19 protein-coding genes are annotated in these 20124 nt (G+C 69.3%); 5 read left to right on the forward strand and 14 right to left on the reverse strand.

Annotated features, from left to right (window positions below):
* Positions 1-65: 65 nt before the first annotated feature.
* On the forward strand, positions 66-1637 hold the full coding sequence (locus tag ACGFZQ_RS01405; RefSeq protein ID WP_393838647.1) for a beta-N-acetylhexosaminidase: 1572 nt from the start codon (positions 66-68) through the stop codon (positions 1635-1637).
* A 64-nt stretch (positions 1638-1701) separates the two neighbouring features.
* Here the strand turns inward: ACGFZQ_RS01405 and ACGFZQ_RS01410 are convergent, their stop codons facing one another.
* The 6 genes from ACGFZQ_RS01410 to ACGFZQ_RS01435 form a co-directional block, all read right to left on the reverse strand.
* On the reverse strand, positions 1702-3471 hold the full coding sequence (locus tag ACGFZQ_RS01410) for an IucA/IucC family protein (RefSeq protein WP_393838648.1): 1770 nt from the start codon (positions 3469-3471) through the stop codon (positions 1702-1704).
* On the reverse strand, positions 3468-3998 hold the full coding sequence (locus tag ACGFZQ_RS01415) for a GNAT family N-acetyltransferase (RefSeq protein WP_393839220.1): 531 nt from the start codon (positions 3996-3998) through the stop codon (positions 3468-3470). The genes ACGFZQ_RS01410 and ACGFZQ_RS01415 overlap by 4 nt, the downstream gene beginning before the upstream one ends.
* An 11-nt stretch (positions 3999-4009) precedes the next feature.
* On the reverse strand, positions 4010-5287 hold the full coding sequence (locus ACGFZQ_RS01420) for a lysine N(6)-hydroxylase/L-ornithine N(5)-oxygenase family protein (protein WP_393838649.1): 1278 nt from the start codon (positions 5285-5287) through the stop codon (positions 4010-4012).
* Positions 5271-6713, reverse strand: a complete 1443-nt coding sequence (gene desA, locus ACGFZQ_RS01425) for a lysine decarboxylase DesA (RefSeq protein WP_393838650.1) — start codon at positions 6711-6713, stop codon at positions 5271-5273. The genes ACGFZQ_RS01420 and desA overlap by 17 nt, the downstream gene beginning before the upstream one ends.
* A gap of 127 nt (positions 6714-6840) precedes the next feature.
* Complete coding sequence (locus ACGFZQ_RS01430; RefSeq protein ID WP_393838651.1) at positions 6841-7674, reverse strand: siderophore-interacting protein; 834 nt, start codon at positions 7672-7674, stop codon at positions 6841-6843.
* Positions 7675-7724: 50 nt separating this feature from the next.
* Positions 7725-8774, reverse strand: coding sequence for an ABC transporter substrate-binding protein (locus tag ACGFZQ_RS01435; RefSeq protein WP_393838652.1), 1050 nt, complete (start codon positions 8772-8774; stop codon positions 7725-7727).
* A 234-nt stretch (positions 8775-9008) separates the two neighbouring features.
* On the opposite strand from ACGFZQ_RS01435, the gene ACGFZQ_RS01440 reads away from it, so the two are divergent.
* Complete coding sequence (locus ACGFZQ_RS01440; protein WP_393838653.1) at positions 9009-9506, forward strand: hypothetical protein; 498 nt, start codon at positions 9009-9011, stop codon at positions 9504-9506.
* Between the two features lie 102 nt (positions 9507-9608).
* Here ACGFZQ_RS01440 and ACGFZQ_RS01445 read toward each other — a convergent pair whose 3' ends face one another.
* A complete protein-coding gene (locus ACGFZQ_RS01445) occupies positions 9609-10946 on the reverse strand; it encodes an NAD(P)/FAD-dependent oxidoreductase (RefSeq protein ID WP_393838654.1) in 1338 nt (445 codons plus the stop codon).
* Between the two features lie 615 nt (positions 10947-11561).
* On the opposite strand from ACGFZQ_RS01445, the gene ACGFZQ_RS01450 reads away from it, so the two are divergent.
* Entirely contained in the window at positions 11562-12335 is a 774-nt protein-coding gene (locus tag ACGFZQ_RS01450) for a calcium-binding protein (protein ID WP_393838655.1), read from the forward strand.
* A gap of 127 nt (positions 12336-12462) precedes the next feature.
* Here ACGFZQ_RS01450 and ACGFZQ_RS01455 read toward each other — a convergent pair whose 3' ends face one another.
* Positions 12463-12681, reverse strand: a complete 219-nt coding sequence (locus ACGFZQ_RS01455) for a hypothetical protein (RefSeq protein ID WP_393838656.1) — start codon at positions 12679-12681, stop codon at positions 12463-12465.
* Positions 12682-14369: 1688 nt separating this feature from the next.
* On the opposite strand from ACGFZQ_RS01455, the gene ACGFZQ_RS01460 reads away from it, so the two are divergent.
* Complete coding sequence (locus tag ACGFZQ_RS01460) at positions 14370-14843, forward strand: hypothetical protein (protein ID WP_393838657.1); 474 nt, start codon at positions 14370-14372, stop codon at positions 14841-14843.
* 8 nt (positions 14844-14851) lie between these two features.
* On the opposite strand, the gene ACGFZQ_RS01465 is transcribed toward ACGFZQ_RS01460, so the two are convergent.
* From ACGFZQ_RS01465 to ACGFZQ_RS01475, 3 genes are all read right to left on the reverse strand, one after another.
* Positions 14852-15124 carry a hypothetical protein gene (locus tag ACGFZQ_RS01465; RefSeq protein WP_393838658.1) on the reverse strand — a complete coding sequence of 91 codons (273 nt, stop codon included), beginning with the start codon at positions 15122-15124 and terminating at the stop codon, positions 14852-14854.
* Entirely contained in the window at positions 15121-15354 is a 234-nt protein-coding gene (locus tag ACGFZQ_RS01470) for a hypothetical protein (protein ID WP_393838659.1), read from the reverse strand. Before ACGFZQ_RS01470 ends, ACGFZQ_RS01465 begins: the two co-directional genes overlap by 4 nt.
* A 64-nt stretch (positions 15355-15418) precedes the next feature.
* Positions 15419-16267: an alpha/beta hydrolase gene (locus ACGFZQ_RS01475; protein WP_393838660.1), complete on the reverse strand. Its 849-nt coding sequence runs from the start codon at positions 16265-16267 to the stop codon at positions 15419-15421.
* A gap of 120 nt (positions 16268-16387) precedes the next feature.
* On the opposite strand from ACGFZQ_RS01475, the gene ACGFZQ_RS01480 reads away from it, so the two are divergent.
* Complete coding sequence (locus ACGFZQ_RS01480) at positions 16388-16639, forward strand: hypothetical protein (protein WP_393838661.1); 252 nt, start codon at positions 16388-16390, stop codon at positions 16637-16639.
* Between the two features lie 64 nt (positions 16640-16703).
* Here ACGFZQ_RS01480 and snpA read toward each other — a convergent pair whose 3' ends face one another.
* From snpA to ACGFZQ_RS01495, 3 genes are all read right to left on the reverse strand, one after another.
* Positions 16704-17492, reverse strand: a complete 789-nt coding sequence (snpA, locus tag ACGFZQ_RS01485) for a snapalysin (RefSeq protein ID WP_393838662.1) — start codon at positions 17490-17492, stop codon at positions 16704-16706.
* A gap of 532 nt (positions 17493-18024) precedes the next feature.
* Positions 18025-19185 (reverse strand): acyl-CoA dehydrogenase family protein, encoded by a 1161-nt coding sequence (locus tag ACGFZQ_RS01490; protein WP_382532828.1) that lies wholly within the window; start codon positions 19183-19185, stop codon positions 18025-18027.
* 5 nt (positions 19186-19190) lie between these two features.
* On the reverse strand, positions 19191-20123 hold the full coding sequence (locus ACGFZQ_RS01495) for a hydroxymethylglutaryl-CoA lyase (RefSeq protein ID WP_393839221.1): 933 nt from the start codon (positions 20121-20123) through the stop codon (positions 19191-19193).
* Position 20124 lies beyond the last annotated feature (1 nt).

A 20124-nucleotide genomic window follows, 5' to 3' on the forward strand; every position in this document is an offset into this window, starting at 1 on the left:
GAGCGCATGTGAGACGGCACCACAGAACGACTCCCGGAACTTCCCGCACCTCCCCCACCCCCCGTATGGCCCGCGTCCTCGGGTCCCTGCTGCTGGTCGCGGCGGCCGGCGCCTTCACGGTCGGCGCCACCCCGGCGACGCCGCGGTCCGTCCCGGCCCCGCTCGACCGGGTCGTCCCGGCGCCCGCCTCGGTCAGGGCGGCCGGAGCGCCGTACCGCATCACCCGTGACACCGCCATCCGCGTCGACGGCTCCCGGGAGGTGCGCAGGGTCGCCGAGTACCTGGCGGACCTGCTGCGCCCGTCCACCGGCTACCGGCTGCCCCTGACCACGCACGGCACCTCGGGTATCCGACTCCGGCTGGCCACCGGACCGTTCGGCGCCGAGGGCTACCGCCTCGCCAGCGGCCGCGACGGCGTCACCCTCACCGCCGCCGAACCCGCCGGCCTCTTCCACGGCGTCCAGACCCTGCGCCAGCTGCTCCCCGCGGCCGTCGAGAAGGACACCGTGCAGCCCGGCCCCTGGCTGGTCGCGGGCGGCACCATCACCGACCGCCCCCGCTACGCCTACCGGGGCGCCATGCTCGACGTCTCCCGGCACTTCTTCACCGTGGCCCAGGTCAAGCAGTACATCGACGAACTGGCCCTCTACAAGATCAACGAGCTGCATCTGCACCTCAGCGACGACCAGGGCTGGCGGATCGCCATCGACTCCTGGCCCCGCCTGGCGGCCTACGGCGGCTCCACCCAGGTCGGCGGCGGCCAGGGCGGCCACTACACCAAGGCCGACTACCAGGAGATCGTCCGCTACGCGGCCTCCCGCTACCTCGAAGTCGTCCCCGAGATCGACATGCCCGGCCACACCAACGCGGCCCTCGCCTCCTACGCCGACCTCAACTGCGACGGCACCGCACCGCCGCTGTACACCGGCACGGAGGTCGGCTTCAGCTCGCTGTGCGTGCCGAAGCAGGTGACGTACGACTTCGCGGCCGACGTCATCCGCGAGCTGGCCGCCCTCACCCCGGGCCGCTATCTCCACATCGGCGGCGACGAGGCGCACTCCACCGCCCACGAGGACTACGTGGCGTTCATGGACCGGGTGCAGCCGCTGGTCGCCGAGTACGGCAAGACGGTGATCGGCTGGCACCAGCTGACCGGCGCGCATCCGGCCAAGGGCGCGATCGCCCAGTACTGGGGGCTGGACGACACGAGCGCGGACGAGAAGGCCCAGGTGGTCAAGGCCGCCCAGAACGGCACCGGGCTGATCCTCTCGCCCGCCGACCGGGTCTACCTCGACATGAAGTACGACGCGGACACCCCGCTCGGCCAGGACTGGGCCGGCCTGGTGGAGGTACGGCGGTCCTACGACTGGGATCCGGGCGACTACCTGGCCGGCGTGCCGGGTTCGGCGGTCCGGGGGGTCGAGGCGCCGCTGTGGACCGAGACCATCGTGACCGGCGCCGACATCGACTACATGGCCTTCCCGCGGCTGCCGGGGGTGGCCGAGCTGGGCTGGTCGCCGGCGGCCACCCACGACTGGGACGCCTACAAGGTGCGGCTCGCCGCGCAGGCGCCCCGCTGGGACGCCCTCGGTATCGGCTACTACCGCTCGCCGCAGGTGCCCTGGCCTGCGAAGTAAGCTGAACCGGAAAGACCGACGGGCTCCCCCGAGGACCGTACTCGGGGGAGCCCGTCGGCCCGGATCAGAACCCCGTGACGGGATTTTTCAGGGTTCCGACCAGCTGGAGGGCGCCCGACGGGTCCGCCAGGTCCACCATCTGCCGGTTGTCGCGCAGTTGGAGCCGGTTGAGGCAGGACAGCGCGAACTCGGGCGCGAACATGTCGTACCGCGTGAACTTGTCGGCGAGTTCGGGCGCCGACGCCTGGTACTCGCGGGTGACCTCGGCGACCGTCCGCCAGAAGTCGTCCTCCGTCAGGACCCCTTCGGCCGCGAGGTTCGCGGCGAGGAAGCGGAAGAAGCAGTCGAAGACGTCCGTGAAGATCGACAGCAGCTTCTTGTCCTCGGGGACCTCGACGCGCAGCCGCTCGACCGCCGGCGGCAGCACCGCGTCCGGGTCCATGACCGCGATCTCCTCGGCGATGTCCTTGTAGACCGCCCGCTGCACCACACCGTCCTTCAGGACCAGGATGACGTTCTCACCGTGCGGCATGAACACCAGGTCGTAGGCGTAGAAGCTGTGCAGGAGCGGGGTGAAGTAGGCCTTCAGATAGGCCCGCAGCCAGTCCTTGGGCGTCAGCCCGCTCCGCTCGATCAGCGCGGCGGCGAAGGACGCGCCCTCGTGGTCCACATGGACCAGGGAGGCCATCGTCGCGAGCGACTCGCCCTCCTGGAGGGACGGCACCGGGCTCTCCCGCCAGAGCGCGGCCAGCATCTTCCGGTACGGCGAGTAGCGGTCGGTCGCCTGCTCGTACTCCAGGTGCCGGTAGCCCACCGCCGCCCGCTCCCGGATGATCGACAGGCCGGTGGACTTGAGCACCGGGTCGTTGTCGATGAGCTGGGCCAGCCAGTCGTTGATCGCCGGGGTGGCCTCCATGTAGGCGGCCGAAAGACCGCGCATGAAGCCCATGTTGAGGACCGACAGGGCGGTCTTGACGTAGTGCTTCCCGGGGTGGCTGCTGTTGAAGAAGGTCCGGATGGACTGCTGGGCCAGGTACTCGTCGTCGCCCTCGCCCAGGCACACCAGGTGCCCGCGCGCCACCTCGGCGGCGAAGGTGACCGTGAGCTTGTTCCACCACTGCCAGGGGTGGACCGGGATGAAGAGGTAGTCGGCGGGGTCCAGGCCCTGGCCGCGCAGGACGCCGCGGAAACGCTCCACGGTCTCCTCGCCCAGCTCGTCGCGTACGAAGGACTCGTACTCGATGCCCACGCCCGCCGTGAACGCGGCGCGCGAGGTGTGCGCCGCCAGCCAGACCAGCCGGACCGGGCTCGCGGTCTCGGGGGCGTACGACAGGTACTCGTGGACGCCGAAGCCGAGCCGGCCGTTGTTGGCGACGAAACAGGGGTGGCCCTCGGTCATCCCGGTCTCGATCGCCTGGAAACCGCTTTTGACGAGCTCGGCGACCGGGATCTGCGGCTTGGTGAGCTTGTAGCAGGTGCCGGAGAGGGTGGAGGAGATCTCCTCCAGGTAGACCGGCAGGATCTCGTCGCTCAGCCCCAGCGAGTCCTTCAGCTCGACGAAGAAGTCCAGTGCGGCGAGCGGGAGTCCGGCGCCGTCGCGGACCCGGCTGATGGAGTCGGCGTCCACCTGCCAGTGGTCCAGGGCCCGGCGGACGGCGGTGAAGCGGTACCGGGTGAGCCCGTCGTCGCTGCGGACGACATAACCGGCCCCCTCCTCCTCCGGGGTGATCAGGCGCTCGTGGGCGAACTCCGCGAGCGCCTTGCGTATCAGGAGACGGTTGGCCTTCTCCCAGCGCTCGGGGGAGAGGTGGGCCACGGCGTCGGCGAGGGTCATACGGCGGCCACCGCCCTCTCGAACCGCTCCCGGGTGCAGTAGCTCAGCAACGCCTTCTTCTCCGGCTTCCGGATCTCCCGTACGGGCACGAACCCGACGGCCTCGTTCAGTGCGTGTACGGCCGTGTTGTGCACGTCCGGCTCGACGACGATCCGGCGGGCCGCCGGATCGTCGAAGAGATGCGCGACCACGGCGGTGATGACGGCCCTGGTGTAGCCGTGCACGGGCGTGTCGGTGGCCGGGGTCAGGAAGTGCATCCCGACGTCGCCCGGCTCGGGCTCGTACAGCCCGACCAGCTCACGGTGGACGGGGTCGTACTTCTCCATGAGGAAGGCGGGTTCGCCGTCCGCGCCGAGCCCCAGCAGCGCGTGGTGGTGCTCGTCGGCCGCGATCTCCATGTACGCCCGCTCGACATCCTCCAGCTTCGCGTCCTGCATCATCCAGTAGGCGGCCTTGGGGTGCGTCACCCAGCGGTGCAGCAGCTCGGCGTCCGTGAGGGGGTCCAGGGGGCGGAAGGTGAAGCTCATCGTCATCGTGGTCACGCCGCGAACTCCTGGAAGGCGATCGTCTTCTCCACCGGGTAGTACTCCGAGCCGAGCAGCTCGCGGATGATGTACGCGTTCCGGTAGGGGCCCATGCCCAGGTCGGGGCTGGTGATGCTGTGGGTGTGGACGCCGGCGTTCTGCAGGAACACGCCCCGGCCGGTGACGTCGATGGCGTAGTTGCGGGCCACGTCGAAGTTGCCGTGCGTGTCGTAGCGCAGCCGGTTCCGGACGGGCTTCAGGAACTCGGGCTCGGCGTACCTGTAGCCGGTGGCCAGGACCAGGCCCTGGGTCTCCAGCTCGTAGTCCTTGCCCTGCTCCTCCTGGCGGAGCGAGAGGGTGTAGGTGCCGTTGTCGTAGGCCGCCGCGTGCAGGGCGGAGTTGGTGAGCAGGCGGGTGGGGACCGGGCCGCCGAGGTTCTTCTGGTAGAGCAGGTCGAAGATCTCGTTGATCAGGTCGCCGTCGATGCCCTTGAAGAGGCCCTTCTGCTCGGCGGTGAGCCGGTAGCGGGTCGCCTCGGGCAGGGCGTGGTAGTAGTCGATGTACTCGGGGCTGGTCATCTCCAGCGTGAGCTTGGTGTATTCGAGGGGGAAGAAGCGCGGGGAGCGGGTGACCCAGTTCAGCCGGTAGCCGTGGACGTCGATCTCGCTGAGCAGGTCGTAGTAGATCTCGGCGGCGGACTGGCCGCTGCCGACCAGCGTGATCGACTCCTTGGACTGGAGTTCCTGCTTGTGCCTCAGGTAGCGCGAGTTGTGGATGAAGTCTCCGCCGAGGCCCTGGCAGGCCTCCGGGACGTACGGCGGGGTGCCGGTGCCGAGGACCAGCCGGCGGGCGCGGTAGGTGTCACCGGCGGCCGTGGCGACGACGTACAGCTCGTCCTCGTACCGGACCTCCGTCACCGTGGTGCTGAAGCGGACGTTGGTCAGCTTGTTCGCGGCCCAGCGGCAGTAGTCGTCGTACTCCACCCGCAGCGGATAGAAGTTCTCGCGGATGTAGAACGAGTACAGCCGGCCCTTCTCCTTCAGGTAGTTGAGGAAGGAGTACGGCGAGGTGGGGTCGGCCAGCGTGACCAGGTCCGACATGAACGGGGTCTGGAGGTGGGCGCCGTCCAGGAACATGCCGGCGTGCCACTCGAAGTCGGGCTTCGAGTCCAGGAAGACGCCGTCGAGTTCGGCGATCGGCTCGGTCAGGCAGGCGAGGCCGAGGTTGAAGGGCCCGAGCCCGATCCCCACGAAGTCATGGATTCTGGTCGGGTTGTCAGGACGCGCGGTCAAGGGACTCTCCCAGGTACTGCTCGGCGTGGCCGGCGATCAGAGCGAGGACGGCGGCGATGTCGGCCGTCGTGGTCTCGGGGTTGAGCAGGGTGAACTTGAGGTAGTGGCGGCCGCCGACCTTGGTGCCCGCGACCACCGCGTCGCCGGAGGCGAACAGGGCCTTGCGGGCGTACAGGTTGGCGCGGTCGATCTCGGCCGGGTCGGTGATGGCCGCCGGGATGTAACGGAAGACGAGGGTGGACAGGGACGGCTGGACGACGACGTCGAAGCGGGGGTCGGCGGCGAGCAGCCGCCAGCCCTCCGCGGCCAGGTCGCAGACCTCGTCGAAGAGCTGGCCGATGCCGTCGGCGCCCATGGTGCGCAGGGTCATCCACAGCTTGAGGGCGTCGAAGCGGCGGGTGGTCTGCAGGGACTTGTCGACCTGGTTGGGGATGCGCTCCTCGACCATCCGGCGCGGGTTGAGGTACTCCGCGTGGTAGGTGGCGTGGCGCAGGGTCGCGGCGTCCCGGACCAGCACGGCGGACGAACTCACCGGCTGGAAGAAGGACTTGTGGTAGTCGACGGTGACCGAGTCGGCGCGCTCGATCCCGGCGATCCGGGCCCGGTGCTTCAGGGAGGCGAGCAGGCCGCAGCCGTAGGCCGCGTCGACGTGCATCCAGACGCCGTACTGCTCGCACAGTTCGGCGATCTCCGGCAGCGGGTCGACGGAGCCGAAGTCGGTGGTGCCGGCGGTGGCGACGACCGCCATGGGCACCAGGCCGTCCTTCGTGCAGCGCTCCAGTTCGCGGGCGAGGGCGACGGTCTGCATCCGCTTGTCGGCGCCGACGGGAACGGAGACCACCGCGTCCTGGCCGAGGCCGAGCAGTTTCGCCGACTTCTTCACGCTGAAGTGGCTGACCTCGGAGGCGAAGATCCGCAGTTTCGCCAGGGAGTCGGTCTTGGACTCCTCGCGGGCCAGCAGCAGCGCCTGGAGGTTGGACTGGGTGCCGCCCGAGGTGAACACTCCGTCGGCGGCCTCGCCGAGGCCGATGCGGGCGGTCGTCCAGTCGATCAGTTTCCGCTCGATGAGGGTGCCGCCGGCCGACTGGTCCCAGGTGTCCAGGGAGGAGTTGACGGCGGTGAGCACCGCCTCGCCGAGCACCGCCGGGATGACCACCGGGCAGTTGAGGTGGGCGAGGTAGCGGGGGTGGTGGAAGTAGACGGCGTCCCGGAGGTAGACGTCCTCCAACTCGTCCAGGACCGCGGTGGTGTCGTGCAGCGGCCGGTCGAGGTCGATGCCGTCGATGAGAGGGGAGAGGGCGTCGACGGTGACACCCGTGAACGGCCGTTCGGTGGTGGCGAGTTTGGCCGCCACCCGCTCTACTCCTTCGGTCACGGAGCGGCGGTACTGCTCCGCGGTCAGGTCATTGAGCAGGTGCGAGCGCATGTGGGGGTCCTCCGGGGACGATCCGTGCGGGGGAGGGGAGCGATCGGCTCCACTTAGGTTAGCCTAACCTAAGTAACACGACGGGAACGCTGCCCCTCCCGTGACAGCCGTCACTTCGGCCTCGTAACTACTCGCCGGCTTCCCGGAGCTGCTCCTCCGTCAGGCCCTGCCGCCAGTAGCCGACGAAGGTGACCCGGCGCCGGTCCACCCCCCGCTCCCCGACGAAGTGCCGGCGCAGCTCCTTGACCCGTCCGGACTCACCGGCGATCCAGACGTACGGGCGCTCCGCGGTGGGCAGTCGGGCGCCACGGATCGCCGCTTCGGCGGTGCCGCCCACCATCCAGTCGATCTCCGCGTCGGCCGCGGTCGCCGCGTCCTGGACGTCCCCGGCGTGCGGCACCTCCAGCCAGGCGCGGACCCGGGTGCCGGCGGGGAGGGACTCGAGGATGGCGGTCGCCGCGGGTACGGCGGTCTCGTCGCCCCAGACCAGCACCAGATCGGTGTCCTCGGGCGGCCGGAAGCGGATCGCCCGGTTGTCGGCGACCGCCGGGCCGAGCAGGACCACCCGGTCCCCGGTGGCGGCCCGCGAAGCCCAGCGGGAGGCCGGCCCGGCCGGGGTGGCGGCCCCGGGCCCGACACCGTGCAGCGCGAAGTCGATGTCGATCTCGTCCGGGTTCCTGCGCAGCTCCCGGAGCGTGTACGACCGCATCACGGCCCGTACGTCGTCCGGGAGTTCGCGCCAGCCCTGCCACCAGCCGTCGCCCAGTTCGATGGGTACGGCGGGCTCGGTGCGGCCCTCGGCCGGGATGAACAGGGAGAGGGACTGGTCGCGTCCGTCGGAGTGGAAGTGCGCCAGATCGGCGCCGGCGAAGGTGACCCGGACCAGAGACGGACCGAGCCGCCTCGTCCGTACGACCTGGAGGGAGAAGAAACGGAACGGGGCGGCTACGGCCGTCGTCATATGAGCTCCTGAGACTCAGGAAGTTGTGTGGGCGTACTCGGGACCGGAGGTCAGCTGACCTTCTTCGCCGTCTCCAGCGCCTTGGCGAGGTTCTCCACCATCGCGACGCACTTGTCGTAGGAGAAGATCGGCTCGGGGGAGCGGGCGATGACCTGGCCGGCCTTGACCGCGGGGAGCTTCTTCCAGGTGGCCTGGGTGATGTCGGCCGGCTGGATGGTCGCCGAGCGGTCGTCCATCATGATCACGTCGGCCTTGTACTTGTCGACGTTCTCCCAGCTCAGGTCCTCGTACCAGCCGCCGCTCTTCTTCAGCACGGACGCCGACGGCTCGACGAAGTTCACGCCGAGGGCCTTGAAGTACTCCAGGTCCACCGAGAGGTTGGAGCCGGAGACGTAGAACAGGTCCTGGGCGGCCGAGCCGGCCAGCACCTTGATGTCGGGGTGCGCCTTGGCGGCGGCGCGCAGCCGGGAGGAGGCCGCCTCGAAGCGCTTCTTGGCGTCCGTGACCTTACTGGCCGTCATGTCCGCGCCGAGCGACTCCGCGAGGGCCCAGACGCGCTGGAGCGGGACGGTCAGCTGGCGGTCGTAGGCCGAGATGCCGACGCTCGGGGCGAGCTTGGCGATCTTGTCCTTGGACTCGTCCGGGACGTACCAGAGGGTGCCGGCGCCGTCGAACATCGTGGTGATGAGGACCTCGGGGGCGAGGGCCGCGTACTTCTCGACGTTGAACTGGCCCCAGGTGTTGCCGAGGACGGTCACCTTGCTGATGTCCATGTCGCCGGCCTGGACGTCGGCCTTGCCGTCCTTGGTCTTCGTGGGGCCGAAGACGCCCTTGACGTCGATGCCGTAGTCGTACAGCGCTGCGGCGACGCCGACGAAGGCGACGATGTCCGTCGGGACCTTGTCCAGCTTCACCGTGGTCCCGCGGTCGTCCTTGAACGTCCAGGGGCCGGACTTGGCGGCCGTCGTCTCCTTGTCGGAGGAACCACCGCTTTTCGCGTCGTCGTCCCCGCAGGCGGCGAGCACGGCACCGAGGCCGAGGGCGCCACCGGCGGCGAGGATGCCGCGGCGAGTGAGGTGGGCTGCTCTGACGTTGGACATAGGTGTGGCTGCTTTCGGACGTGCGGAAACACCGCCGGACAAGTCGTGGATTAGGTTAGCCTAACCTCAGATCTTGTCCAGGGGTGCCCCTAGCGCCTGCCGCGCGAGGCCGGCTCGCGGAACCCAACTCCCGCACAAATGCGTGTCCTTGCCGTTTTGTGACCGACCCTTGATGCCCGGTGGCCGGCGTGCTGACCTTGTGCGGTGACTTACGGCTGGAGCAGACGCTCGCTCGTGTCCCTCTTCGTGGTCTCGGTGGGAGTTCCGGTGGTGCTCGTTCTCGGAGCCGTCACGGGGTGGAGTCGTTCGGCGATCGGGGCACCGACCTGGGCGTCGTGGACGATCGCGGCCCTGGCGATCTGCATCGGCCTGCCGGTCGCCTGGGCCGCCACCCCGCTGGGTACCAGAGGCGCCACGCACCTCCTGCTCAATGCCTATCGCCGCGAGGGACTGGAGACGGCCGAACGGCAGTATCTGTCCAGGCTGGCCCCTCGCAGGGCCGGGCTCCAGCTGTTCAACCTCGCACTCGCCCTCGAACGCGCGGGCGACCAGGACGGCGCCCACGCGGTCTACCGGCGCGCGGCGGACTGTGGATTCCCGCCGGCCATGGCGAATCTGGCGTACGGCCTGAGCCGACGTGGTGAAGAGGAAGAGGCGCAGGACTGGTACCGCCGCGCGGTGGAGGCGGGGTACACGACTGGTGGTGTGCAGGAGGAGGTGGACGGCGCATAGGAGACGGTACGTTGCCGGATCGGGTGCCCCTGGGCGCGTCGTCCGCCGAGGCGGAGGCCACCGGTCCTGCGCTCAGCGTCCGCCGCGGTCCGGTTGGCGTGCTCAGCGTCCGCCGTGTCGCAAGGCCGAGAAGAGGACCGACGGAGCGAAGAGCCGTGTCGGCGGGGCACAGAGCGCCAGGACGTCCAGGAGGGCGTAATTGGCCGTCACGTCGGCCGTCGCCGCCCGTTGGACACGGTCGAGGTAGGCGTGTTGCAGCCGGTGCAGCGGTGTCCGGTGCCCGCCCCTGGTCCCGGGATGCCGGAGGTCCTCGGCCTCTGCGATCTTCCACGGACCGGTGGCCTCCGCCGCGACAGCGCGTTGCACACGCCTGGTGAAGCCGGGGCCCGTGCCATGGTCCGTGAGAACGCCACGCAGCGCCAGCGCCTGGCGCACCGCGACCGTCATCCCCTGCCCGTAGACGGGGTTGAAGGTGCACACGGCGTCGCCGACCACGACGAACCCCTCGGGCCTGCGGGCGGTTCGGTCGAAATGCCGGCGTCTGCTCCCCGGCGGGCGGAAGCCGCGCAGCGGCGAGTCAGCGACAGCACCCGCGAGGAACCCGGCAAGGGCGGGTGACGCGAGGGTGGCGGCGAACGCGGCAAAGCCCTCCTGATCCGTGGGGGGTTCGTGTCCGCGCAGGCCGCCGACCGCGACGATCCACCGGTCGCGCTCCACCGGCAGCGCGATGCCGAAGCGAGGCAGACTCGTGCCTGACACCTGCAGGTACACGCCCCTGGCAGGCCCGGGCACCGGGGCGGTCCGCCGGAAGAGGCCCGTGGTGTAGGCGATGGCAGCGTCCACCGTTTCCTCGGCGGGCGCCGGGAACCCGGCGTCGACCAGCCATGCGGGCGCCGCGGACGAGCGTCCCGAGGCATCCACGACCAGGGCGGCGGGGATCACTTCACTGGTGTCACCGCAGCGCAGTCGCAGTCCGGTGACCGCACCCGCCGACGTCTCCAGTCCGCTGGCACGGGTGCCCTCGCGGAACGAGATCCGCGGATCTCGCGACACCCTGCGTCGCACCGTCCAGTCGAGCACAGGCCGCGTGCAGCTGAGGACGGTGCGCCGTGAGGGGAAGCGCGGAATCACTCCCGCGGGGCCCACCCACTCCAGGTCGCCGGGGAGCCCGAGCGACACGGCGCCGGCCTCGCGAAGCTCGGACCGGATGCCGGGCAGCAGCTCCTCGACCCCGGTTTCGCCTTGCTCGAACAGCAGATGGGTGTGGTGGGCCTGGGGTATGCCGGCCCGGGCGTCGGGTCCGGCTGGTAGACGATCGCGTTCGACGATGGTGACGTCGTAATCCGCGCCGGCGAGTACCGAGGCGGCCAGCAAACCCGCCAGCCCGGCTCCGACGACGACGGCGTTGCGTGGTGTCGCTGAGCTGTCTTCCCCGCTCAAATGTCTTTCCCTCCGTGCCCCGTGGGCAGCACCGTCCCCCGGCTGGGTGCGCCTCGGTCATGCCGAGAACGATGCGCGGCTGGTCGACGGGCATCATGGCACCCGTCGAGCCCGCTTCCGTTAATTGGACCAGCCTCTCAGAAGTTGTTGTCTTTCCGGACTCGAGACCGCGTTTTTCGCTGGTCGGGCATAGGCCCGACGTTCCCGTGTCAGTGGTGGCGTGTCGTGCCGTTGCTGGCGTGGAGGTCGTGGATGTGCACGCAGTCCCGCCCGCGTACTGCCGCATCCGTCGTCTCGGTGACAGACACGCACCCGGGCCACGTGCCCAGGCAGCAGCCCATGCGCACCACGCCACGGTGCGCTCTCCTGCTCCGTGTGCGGAGCAGCCCCAGAGACGGCGGCGCTGATCACCGCTGCGTCCGGCCCCCGCCGTGGGGTTTGCGGTGCTTGCTTGCTGGTGGTCCGGTCCTCCGCGATGTTGGTGGCGCTGGGTGTGATGACTGACGTGCAGGTGGACAATCAGCCAAGTTGGCGTGAACGCAGTATGCTCCCGCTATCTATCGCGGTGCCTGCGGCGGGGGCTCGACCGGCAGGCCTGATTTTCCTGGGGACTACATGCGCTCAATCGCCATAGGCGCCGCTCTGACCGGCGCCCTGGCACTCGCCGTCGCAAGCTCTCCAACGGCTCAGGCCGACGAGTCGTGGGGCGGCGACACAACGATCACCAGCGTCACGGTCAACGGCGGCAAGCCCATCGTGGTCGGCATCTCCAACAAGGTCACCTTCTCGGGTTCGGTGACCGCCACCGATCCGGACGGCATCGAAACGGCCGGCGTATTCGTGTGGCACGGCGGTCCCAAGGAAGAAGACACGGACATGACGGTGCCGTTCGGCCGTCGTACATGCACAGCCGTCGACGCCGTGACGAAGACCTGCGTCGTCCCCTTCACCCTCGACCCCCGCGACCTGCAGAAGAACTCTTGGGCCGGGCAGTGGAAGGTCGGCGTCGACGCCTTCGACAAGGGCAACGGCGGCATCTCCCTGGATGCCTACAAGTACACGAACATCCAGCGCTACTCGAAGCTCAGCGTCAACGCTTCGCCGGAGCCGGTCGCCAAGGGCAAGAGCATCACCGTCACCGGCAGACTGACCCGCGCCAACTGGGAGACCCACGACTACCGTGGTTACACCAATCAGCCGGTCAAGCTGCAGTTCCGCAAAGCGGGAACAGACACCTACACGACGGTCAAGACCGTGTACACCAACAGCACCGGCAACCTGAAGACCACCGCGACAGCTGCCAGCGACGGCTACTGGCGCTACTACTTCTCCGGCACCAGCACGACCGCGACGGTCAAGACCGCCGGGGACTACGTAGACGTGCGGTAGACAGAGGTGTCACGCACCCAATGTCGGCCGTCACGCCCCTTCCCGCAGCCCGTATGACCTGCAACGACCGATCTCTACAGAGCTACGGATCAGAAGGTGATAGCCCCGGCGCGACACGCCCAGGGCATCACGTCTCCGGGCCCCAGCGCTCCGGCCCTACTCCGCGCCAGTCGATCCACGTGGCCCCTGCTACCTGCGCCGGGTCGATCTCCAGTCCGGCCCGGCGCAGGAACTCCGCAACGTCGACCACACTGTGGGCCAAGCCGAGGATCTCGCCGTCCACGCGTACGCGCCGGCCACCCGTGGGCGACGGCGGATGCACGATCACGCGAATTGGTCCGGACATGCGTTCAGGATCATCCGGGACATGCGACCCCGCATTCCAGCGTGTCATCGATGAAGCCGCTCACTCACGTCCCCGTCCGAGCGTCCCAGATCACGCAGTTCAGTACAGACGCCGGCGCAACTCGGTACAGCCGGGCCGCTCGGCAAGCTGCCGGTAGGTGGCACTCCACTCCTGCTGCGCCTGGGAAAGGTGGTCGGGAGACGGCCGCATGGCCAAATTCAAGCATGTGTTCGATTTTTCAGGCCGGCAAAGAGACCATGTCAGGTGGCCGATGTCCTGTGAGAGCACACCTTGAGCGCGTGCCAACGATTCCTAATGCGGCTTTGGTCGAGCGTCTGCGCGCTGGCTCTCTCCAGTTGCCGTTGGGGTGTGCTCAGCGCTTTCTGGAAGAGCGGGTGGAACGGCCCGCTCTTCCAGGAGGAACGCACCATGGCACAACCGGTAAGTCGGCCAACGATCAGCGCTGAGCAGTTCAGCCGAGTGTGTGACGAGATCAGGAGCACGGCGGCGCCCGAGAGGAGCGCTCAGTCCATCCGGGACTGTGCTCTGCGCATCGTGCAGACCCTGGGACTGGCGCTGTCTACGGATGACCTGAGCAGGCTCCTCGTCGAACTCATGGCCCCTGGGGCGGCCCCGCCCCCAGGGAGCCCTCACTACACCCGAGAGGCCATTCTGGAGATGCCTGACGAACAGTCAGGAGAAGATGAAGGTCCAGTCAGGTAGAGCGCGCCGTCACGATTGATTGCATCCTCGGCTCGCCGGAGGGCGCTTGGTCCCCACTGCCCAATCTTCGATGGCAAGCAGTCAACGGCAGCCGGCAACAGGACGGCGGAGGACAGGCCCTTGGACGCAACCTGGTCGCGCTCTCGCCGTACGGCAGCAGACCGACCCAACGTCCCCGAAGAGTACTGGCGGGTACTGACAACGTCGCTGCACCACAAGTGCACCAGAAGCAGCGGGGAATAGCGGGGAACCACGGTGAAGTCGGCTGACGCCGACGAGGCCACTGTCCAACTGCCCGTCCAGGTCAGGGCTGCAACGGGCCCAGGATGACCGCAGCTTCCCAAGCTGGGGGTTCAGGCACTGTCATTACGGGTGGGCCGTCGCGGCTTGCTCTGGTCGACGGCGCCGGGGGCGTGGCGGAGGCCGGTGGGGGCGCGACGAGGCATACGCGCGCGTGATCGGTCGGCGTGCTCACCGTCGTGGCTGACTGTCGTCGGCTGAGGCGCAGACGACCCCTCAGCCGGCCCTGAGTAGACGTCTGCGGTCACCCACCTGCGGCTTGCGCGGCAGGACTGTGCATCCTGGGCGCCATGACGAACCCCGAAGGCTCGTATGTAAATGCACTTCCGGCTTGAGGTCGAGGACGACTGGCCCCCGGCGTCGGTGGAGAGTCTGTGGGCGGTCGACCAAGCTGACGGCACCGTGCGGCTCGACAACCCTGGTTCGTGCGAGGCATCGCCTGCGGGGACATCGTGGCCACCGAGAAGAAGTGACCCTGACCGATCAAGCCCCCTACCAGCGGTTTGCTGTCGGTAGGGGTTTTCGGGGCTGTGGGCCGGCTGTGCCGATGGGGGTGATCCGAACTTCCGCGCGGTCGAACGTCCAGGCCGCGTCCCGGCAGGCACCGCATCCAACCAACATCGTCACTTTCCGCATTCGGTAATTACTCTGTGTATCGTCTTCTCATGGCCGCTCCCAGTGCCGTCCGCCGGCTCCTGCTCGCCACCGGCTTTCTGGTGCTTGTGCAGGCGGGGGTCGGCTTGGTCATCAATCTCTACGGCCTCTTTCCGACTCACCATCGGGGCTCCGGGGCGGAGGCCCATCGCATCAGGGCCTACGAGAGCTTCGCCTGGGCGGTCGGGCACGGCACCCTCGCCCTCGCCGTGCACACCGCGCTCGGCCTCACGCTCGTCCTGCTGTCGATCCTCACGGCGGTGCGCGCCGTGCTGCTCCGTCGGCGCGCGGTCGCGTTCTGGACCGTGCTCGGGACGCTCCTGGTCATCGGTGCCGCTGTGTTCGGTGGGAGCTTTCTCGCCAGCGGCAAGACCCTCGACTCCCTGCTGATGGCCCTGTTCGCGCTGAGCGCCGAGCTGTGCTTCCACCTCGCCGTCGACCTTCTGCCTTCTGGGCGGCACGGACCTGTGGCCACACTCCGTTGAGGTGAGCCTCAGCTGATCGTTTCCGGCCCCCAGTGCTCAGGTCCCACTCCGCGCCAGTCGATCCACGGTGACCCGGCCACCTCCGCCGGGTCGATCTCCAGGCCGGCCCGGCGGAGGAACTCCGCGACGTCGACCGCATGGTGGGCCAGCCCGAGGATCACGCCGTCCACGCGCACGCGGCGGCCCCCCGTGGGCGACGGTGGATGCACGGTCACACGTATCGGTCCGGGCGTGCCTTCGGGATCGTCCGGGTCATGCGGACCCTCGTTCCAGGTCGTCATGGCTGATGCCGCTCGTTCGCGTTCCGGTCCGGCCATCCCAGGTCACGCAGGTCCCGCCAGGCGGCGGGGCTCGGGCGCCGTTGCTGCCAATAGGCATGGAAGTGCAGCTGAGCCGACAGTCTGTACAGGCGCCGGCGCAACTCGGTGCGACCTGGCTGCTGGGCGAGCTGTCGGTAGGTGGCGCTCCACTCCTGCTGGGCCCGGGCAAGGTCGGCGGGGAACTGTCGCATGGCCAGATTCAAGCACGTGTTCGATTTTTTGGGCCACCATCGAGGCCACGGGCGGCCGCAGCACTCAGCCCCCGTCGGGCCGCCACAGCCAGCGGAGGGCATCGGGGAGCAGGACGCCGCCGTGGTTGGGGCTGTGACCGCCGTCGCCCAGGACGAGGCGGAAGTCGTAGCCGGCTTCTGCGAGCGCGGCCGCGACGCGCAGGTTGTTGGCGAGCCAGTTCCTCTCGGGCTCGTTCCAGTGCAGGTCACGATGGCCCGCTTGCAGGAAGACGCGCAGTGGCTTGAGGGGAACGCGGGGAATGAGTGCGGGGTAGGGATTGCCGTCCGGCATCTGCGTGAAGCTGGACAGGAACGCGGTGACCCGGCGGAACTTGTCGGGGCGCAGCCAGGCCGCGGTGAAGGCGCAGTTGCCGCCGCTGCTGCCACCGCAGATGCCCCACCGATCGGGGTCCTCGGCGATCGAGTAGCGCTTGCCGACCTCGGGGATGATCTCGTTCAGGAGGAAACTGACGTACCGGTCGTCGAACGCGTCGTACTCGGTGTTGCGGTTCTTCGGATCTTCGGAGTCGGGGAAGACGCCGGGGTCGACGAACACGCCGATGGTGACCGGGATGTCACCCCGGTGCATGAGGTTGTCCAGGACGATCGCGCCGCGGACCTCGCCTGCGGGGTCCAGGTACCACCATCCGTCCTGGAACACCATGAGCGACGCCGGTTCGGCAGGGTTGTAACTCGCCGGCACATGGACCCAGAACTTCCGAGATGTGCCTGGGTAGACCACGCTGTCGTGCCAGCCGAACTCGATTGTCTCGCCGGCGGGCACTCCAGGCTGGACAGCCGAGTCGGGGCCGTGGGTGTAGCGGACGTCCGACTGGTCGACCGGAAGCGGTCGGTAGGGCACCTCGATCGTCACGCGGGCCACCATAGGAGAGGTCGCGAGCCCTCGCGAAGGGGTTTTGCGTACGACGAGGGCCGAGACCTGTGGCAGCACTTCGAGGGTGATGGGGAGGGGTGGGTTCTCCGGCAAGTGGACGTGCGCGGCGATGACGGCGCCCCGGTGGTCGCTGCCTCGCTGGAGGAGATCCTCCGGCTTCAGGAGCGCGCGGACATCCCCACCATGAGCCGGTACGAGCAGCGGTACGGCCTCGTCTCCGAGGGCAGGATCACGGGGTGGGAGGAAGCGCCCCGCGCCGAGGCGATCTCGGCCGACGAGTTCGAGAGGGTGTGGCTGGACGCCCGACGGACCCTCGGCGCCACCCCACCACCCCCGGGCACGGACAGATGACGGCCGCCACCGCGCCCGCTGAGGCCGTCCTCGGCAGCGAGCCGCTTCCCGCGTGGGGACGCGATCAGCCCCAGGGCGTGCTGGGGAGCCGACCCCACGGACCTTGGCCCGGTATCACGGTCAGTACCGGCGGTGCGGCGCTCGGCACCGGCGGTGCGGCGCTCGGCGGCTGGGCAGGGGGCTGGTTCGCCGTGCCCGGGGCCTGTGCGCCTCCGGTGGCCCACAGCTGGTCGACACGCGAGCGCTCGGTGGCGTTCGGGTAGCGGTTGGTGCAGGACGGGCCGGCGGTGCCGCCCGACATCAGCTCACTGCACGGCCCGCCGTAGTCGTCCGGCAGGCCCAGTACGTGCCCGGTCTCGTGGGTGACGACGCGGACCGAGTCGTACTGCCGGCTCTGGGTGTAGTCGATGAAGATGTAGCCGCTTCCGTGGCCGTTGGTGGAGGCGTAGGACCCGCGCTGGTCGTTGCCCTCGTAGTAGGAGAAGTCGGCGCCGCTCGACGCCTCCTGGAGCTTGACGTGGGACTCGGAGCTGTTCCAGATCGCGGCCGCGCTCGATATCTGCGAACGGAAGCTCGGCGCCCTGGAGGCGTCGTAGGTGATGGTCACCGCCTGCCCGTCGGGCTGGACGGCCTGCTTCTCGGCGACCGACTTGAGCACGGCCTCGAAGAACGCCTTGTTGTTCGCGGCCTCCTCACCCGACCCGTCGTACCGCGCCACGGAGGTACCGGTGGAAGCGGACGGGGTGGCGGCCGTCTGGGCGCTCGCCGGCACCGCCGTGCCCAGCGCGCTGGAGGCCAGACCGAGGCCGAGAGCGAGAGTGAGGAGTCTCGCGGACATTCGGGACGACTTCATGTGGGGGGCTCCTACTCACTCGGTGACGCCGAGCGCCCGGTGCGCGGTCGAATCTGCGGGAAACACCGGTTCCGAACTGCGGCGACGTCCTGTGAGTCGTCATTCTTAGAACGGCTTCACAGGGAGCGCAAAGGGCCCCGCGAACTATGCCGCCTAGTAGGTGCCGGGACCGCGCCGGGGCGGCGCGCGGGTCTCTCGGGCGCATATGGCGGCGGGCCGGAAAGCTGACGCGACCTCAGAAGCCTTACGGCACGGGGCGGCGGGCGTGCGGGTCGGCCAGGCGGGATTCCCGGATGCGCGACGGAGTCCACATCCGGGCCAAGACGGACAAATGCTTAAATGTCTTCCATGGCGTGTCTACTAAGCGCACCGGTTGATTGGCGGAGTGCTGTGACCGACGTCATAGAACATGCGCTTCCGTTACTTTTGTGCCGCACCGGCCCCGAGCCGCCCCCCAGGCCCGCACGCCGAACGCGCCCGCCCCTGTCGCCGGGCGGGCGCGTTCGTGCCGTGCGGGATGTCTGTGCGAGGGTCAGCCGACCAGCCCCAGCTCCCTCGCGATCAGCATCCGCTGCACCTCGCTCGTGCCCTCCCCGATCTCCAGGATCTTGGAGTCGCGCCACATCCGGGCCACCGGGTACTCGTTCATGAAGCCGTAGCCGCCGTGGACCTGCGTGGCGTCGCGGGCGTTGTCCACGGCGACGGTGGAGGAGTAGAGCTTGGCGAGGGCCGCCTCCTTCTTGAAGGGCTCCCCGGAGACCAGGCGCGAGGCCGCGTCCCGCCAGGCCAGGCGGGCCGTGTGGGCCTTCATCTCCATGTCCGCGATCTTGAACTGGATGGCCTGGTTGGCGCCGATCGGCCGCCCGAAGGCGTGGCGTTCCTTCGCGTACCGCACCGACTCGTCCACGCAGCCCTGGGCCAGGCCGGTCGCGAGGGCCGCGATGGCGATACGGCCCTCGTCGAGGATGCGGAGGAACTGGGCGTAGCCGCGGCCCTCCGCGCCGAGCAGGTTGGCGGCGGGGACGCGGACGTCGGCGAAGGACAGCTCACGGGTGTCGGAGGCGTTCCAGCCGACCTTGGAGTAGGGCGCGGCGACCGTGAAGCCGGGGGTGCCCGACGGGACGATGATCGAGGAGATCAGCGGCTTGCCGTCGGGCTTGCGGCCCGTGACGGCGGTGACGGTGACCAGCCCCGTGATGTCCGTGCCCGAGTTGGTGATGAAGCACTTGGTGCCGTTGATCACCCACTCGTCGGTGGCCGGGTCCAGGCGGGCGGTCGTCCGCGTGGCGCCCGCGTCGCTGCCGCCGTCGGGTTCGGTGAGGCCGAACGCGCCGAGGATCTCGCCGGAGCAGAGGCGGGGCAGCCACTCCCGCTTCTGCTCGTCCGTGCCGAAGAGGTGGATGGGCATGGCGCCCAGGGAGACCCCGGCTTCGAGCGTGATCGCCACCGACGAGTCGACCCGGGCCAACTCCTCCAGGGCGATGCCGAGCGCGAGATAGTCGCCGCCCATCCCGCCGTACTCCTCGGGGAACGGCAGTCCGAACAGGCCCATGCGGCCCATCTCGCGGACGATCTCGTACGGGAACTCGTGCCGTTCGTAGAAGTCGCCGATCTTCGGCGCCACGACGTCGTGGGCGAACTCCTCCACCGTGCGGCGGAGTTCGTCCAGTTCGGGGGAGAGGCGGTGGTCCATGGTCGTCACTCCTGGTGGGAGAGGGCGCGGACGGTGCGGGACGGGCTGGGTCGGCCCAGTTGTTCGGCCATCCACACGCTGGTGGCGGTGAGTTTGCCGAGGTCGACTCCGGTCTCGATGCCGAGGCCCTGGAGCATCCAGACCAGGTCCTCGGTGGCGAGGTTGCCGGTGGCGGACTTGGCGTACGGGCAGCCGCCGAGCCCGCCGGCGGACGCGTCGACCGTCGTCACGCCGTGTTCCAGGGCCGCGTAGGTGTTCGCGAGCGCCTGGCCGTAGGTGTCGTGGAAGTGCACGCCGATGACGTTCGTCGGCACGCCTTCCTCGTTGAGGAGGGAGAGCAGTTCCAGGACGTGGCCGGGGGTGGCCACGCCGATCGTGTCGCCCAGGCTCAGCTCGTCGCAGCCCATGTCGCGCAGCGCCGTGCAGACGCGGACCACCTGGTGGAAGGGGACGGCGCCCTCCCAGGGGTCGCCGAAGCACATCGAGACGTAACCGCGGACATGGGCGCCGGCGTCCTTCGCCTGCCGGACGACCGGGTCGAAGACGGCCAGGGACTCGTCCACCGTGCGGTTGAGGTTGGCCTTGGCGAAGGACTCGGTGGCGCTGGCGAAGACGGCGACCCGGCGGGCCCCGAGGGCCAGGGCGCGGTCCAGGCCGCGCTGGTTGGGCACGAGGACGGGGAGCTCGACACCCCGGAGATCCGCGAGCTGGGGGAACAGGTCCTCCGCGTCGGCCAGTTGGGGCACCCACTTCGGGTGCACGAAGCTGGTCGCCTCGATCGTCGTCAGGCCCGCGTCGGCCAGCCGGTGGACGAACTCGGCCTTCACCGACGTCGGTACGGCCGTCTTCTCGTTCTGCAGCCCGTCGCGGGCGCCGACCTCGTGGATGCGGACGCGGGCGGGCAGGTCGGTGGCCGGTACGACCATGGGAAGGGCCATG

The sequence above is a fragment of the Streptomyces sp. NPDC048254 genome (assembly GCF_043201895.1).
Lineage (GTDB): Bacteria > Actinomycetota > Actinomycetes > Streptomycetales > Streptomycetaceae > Streptomyces.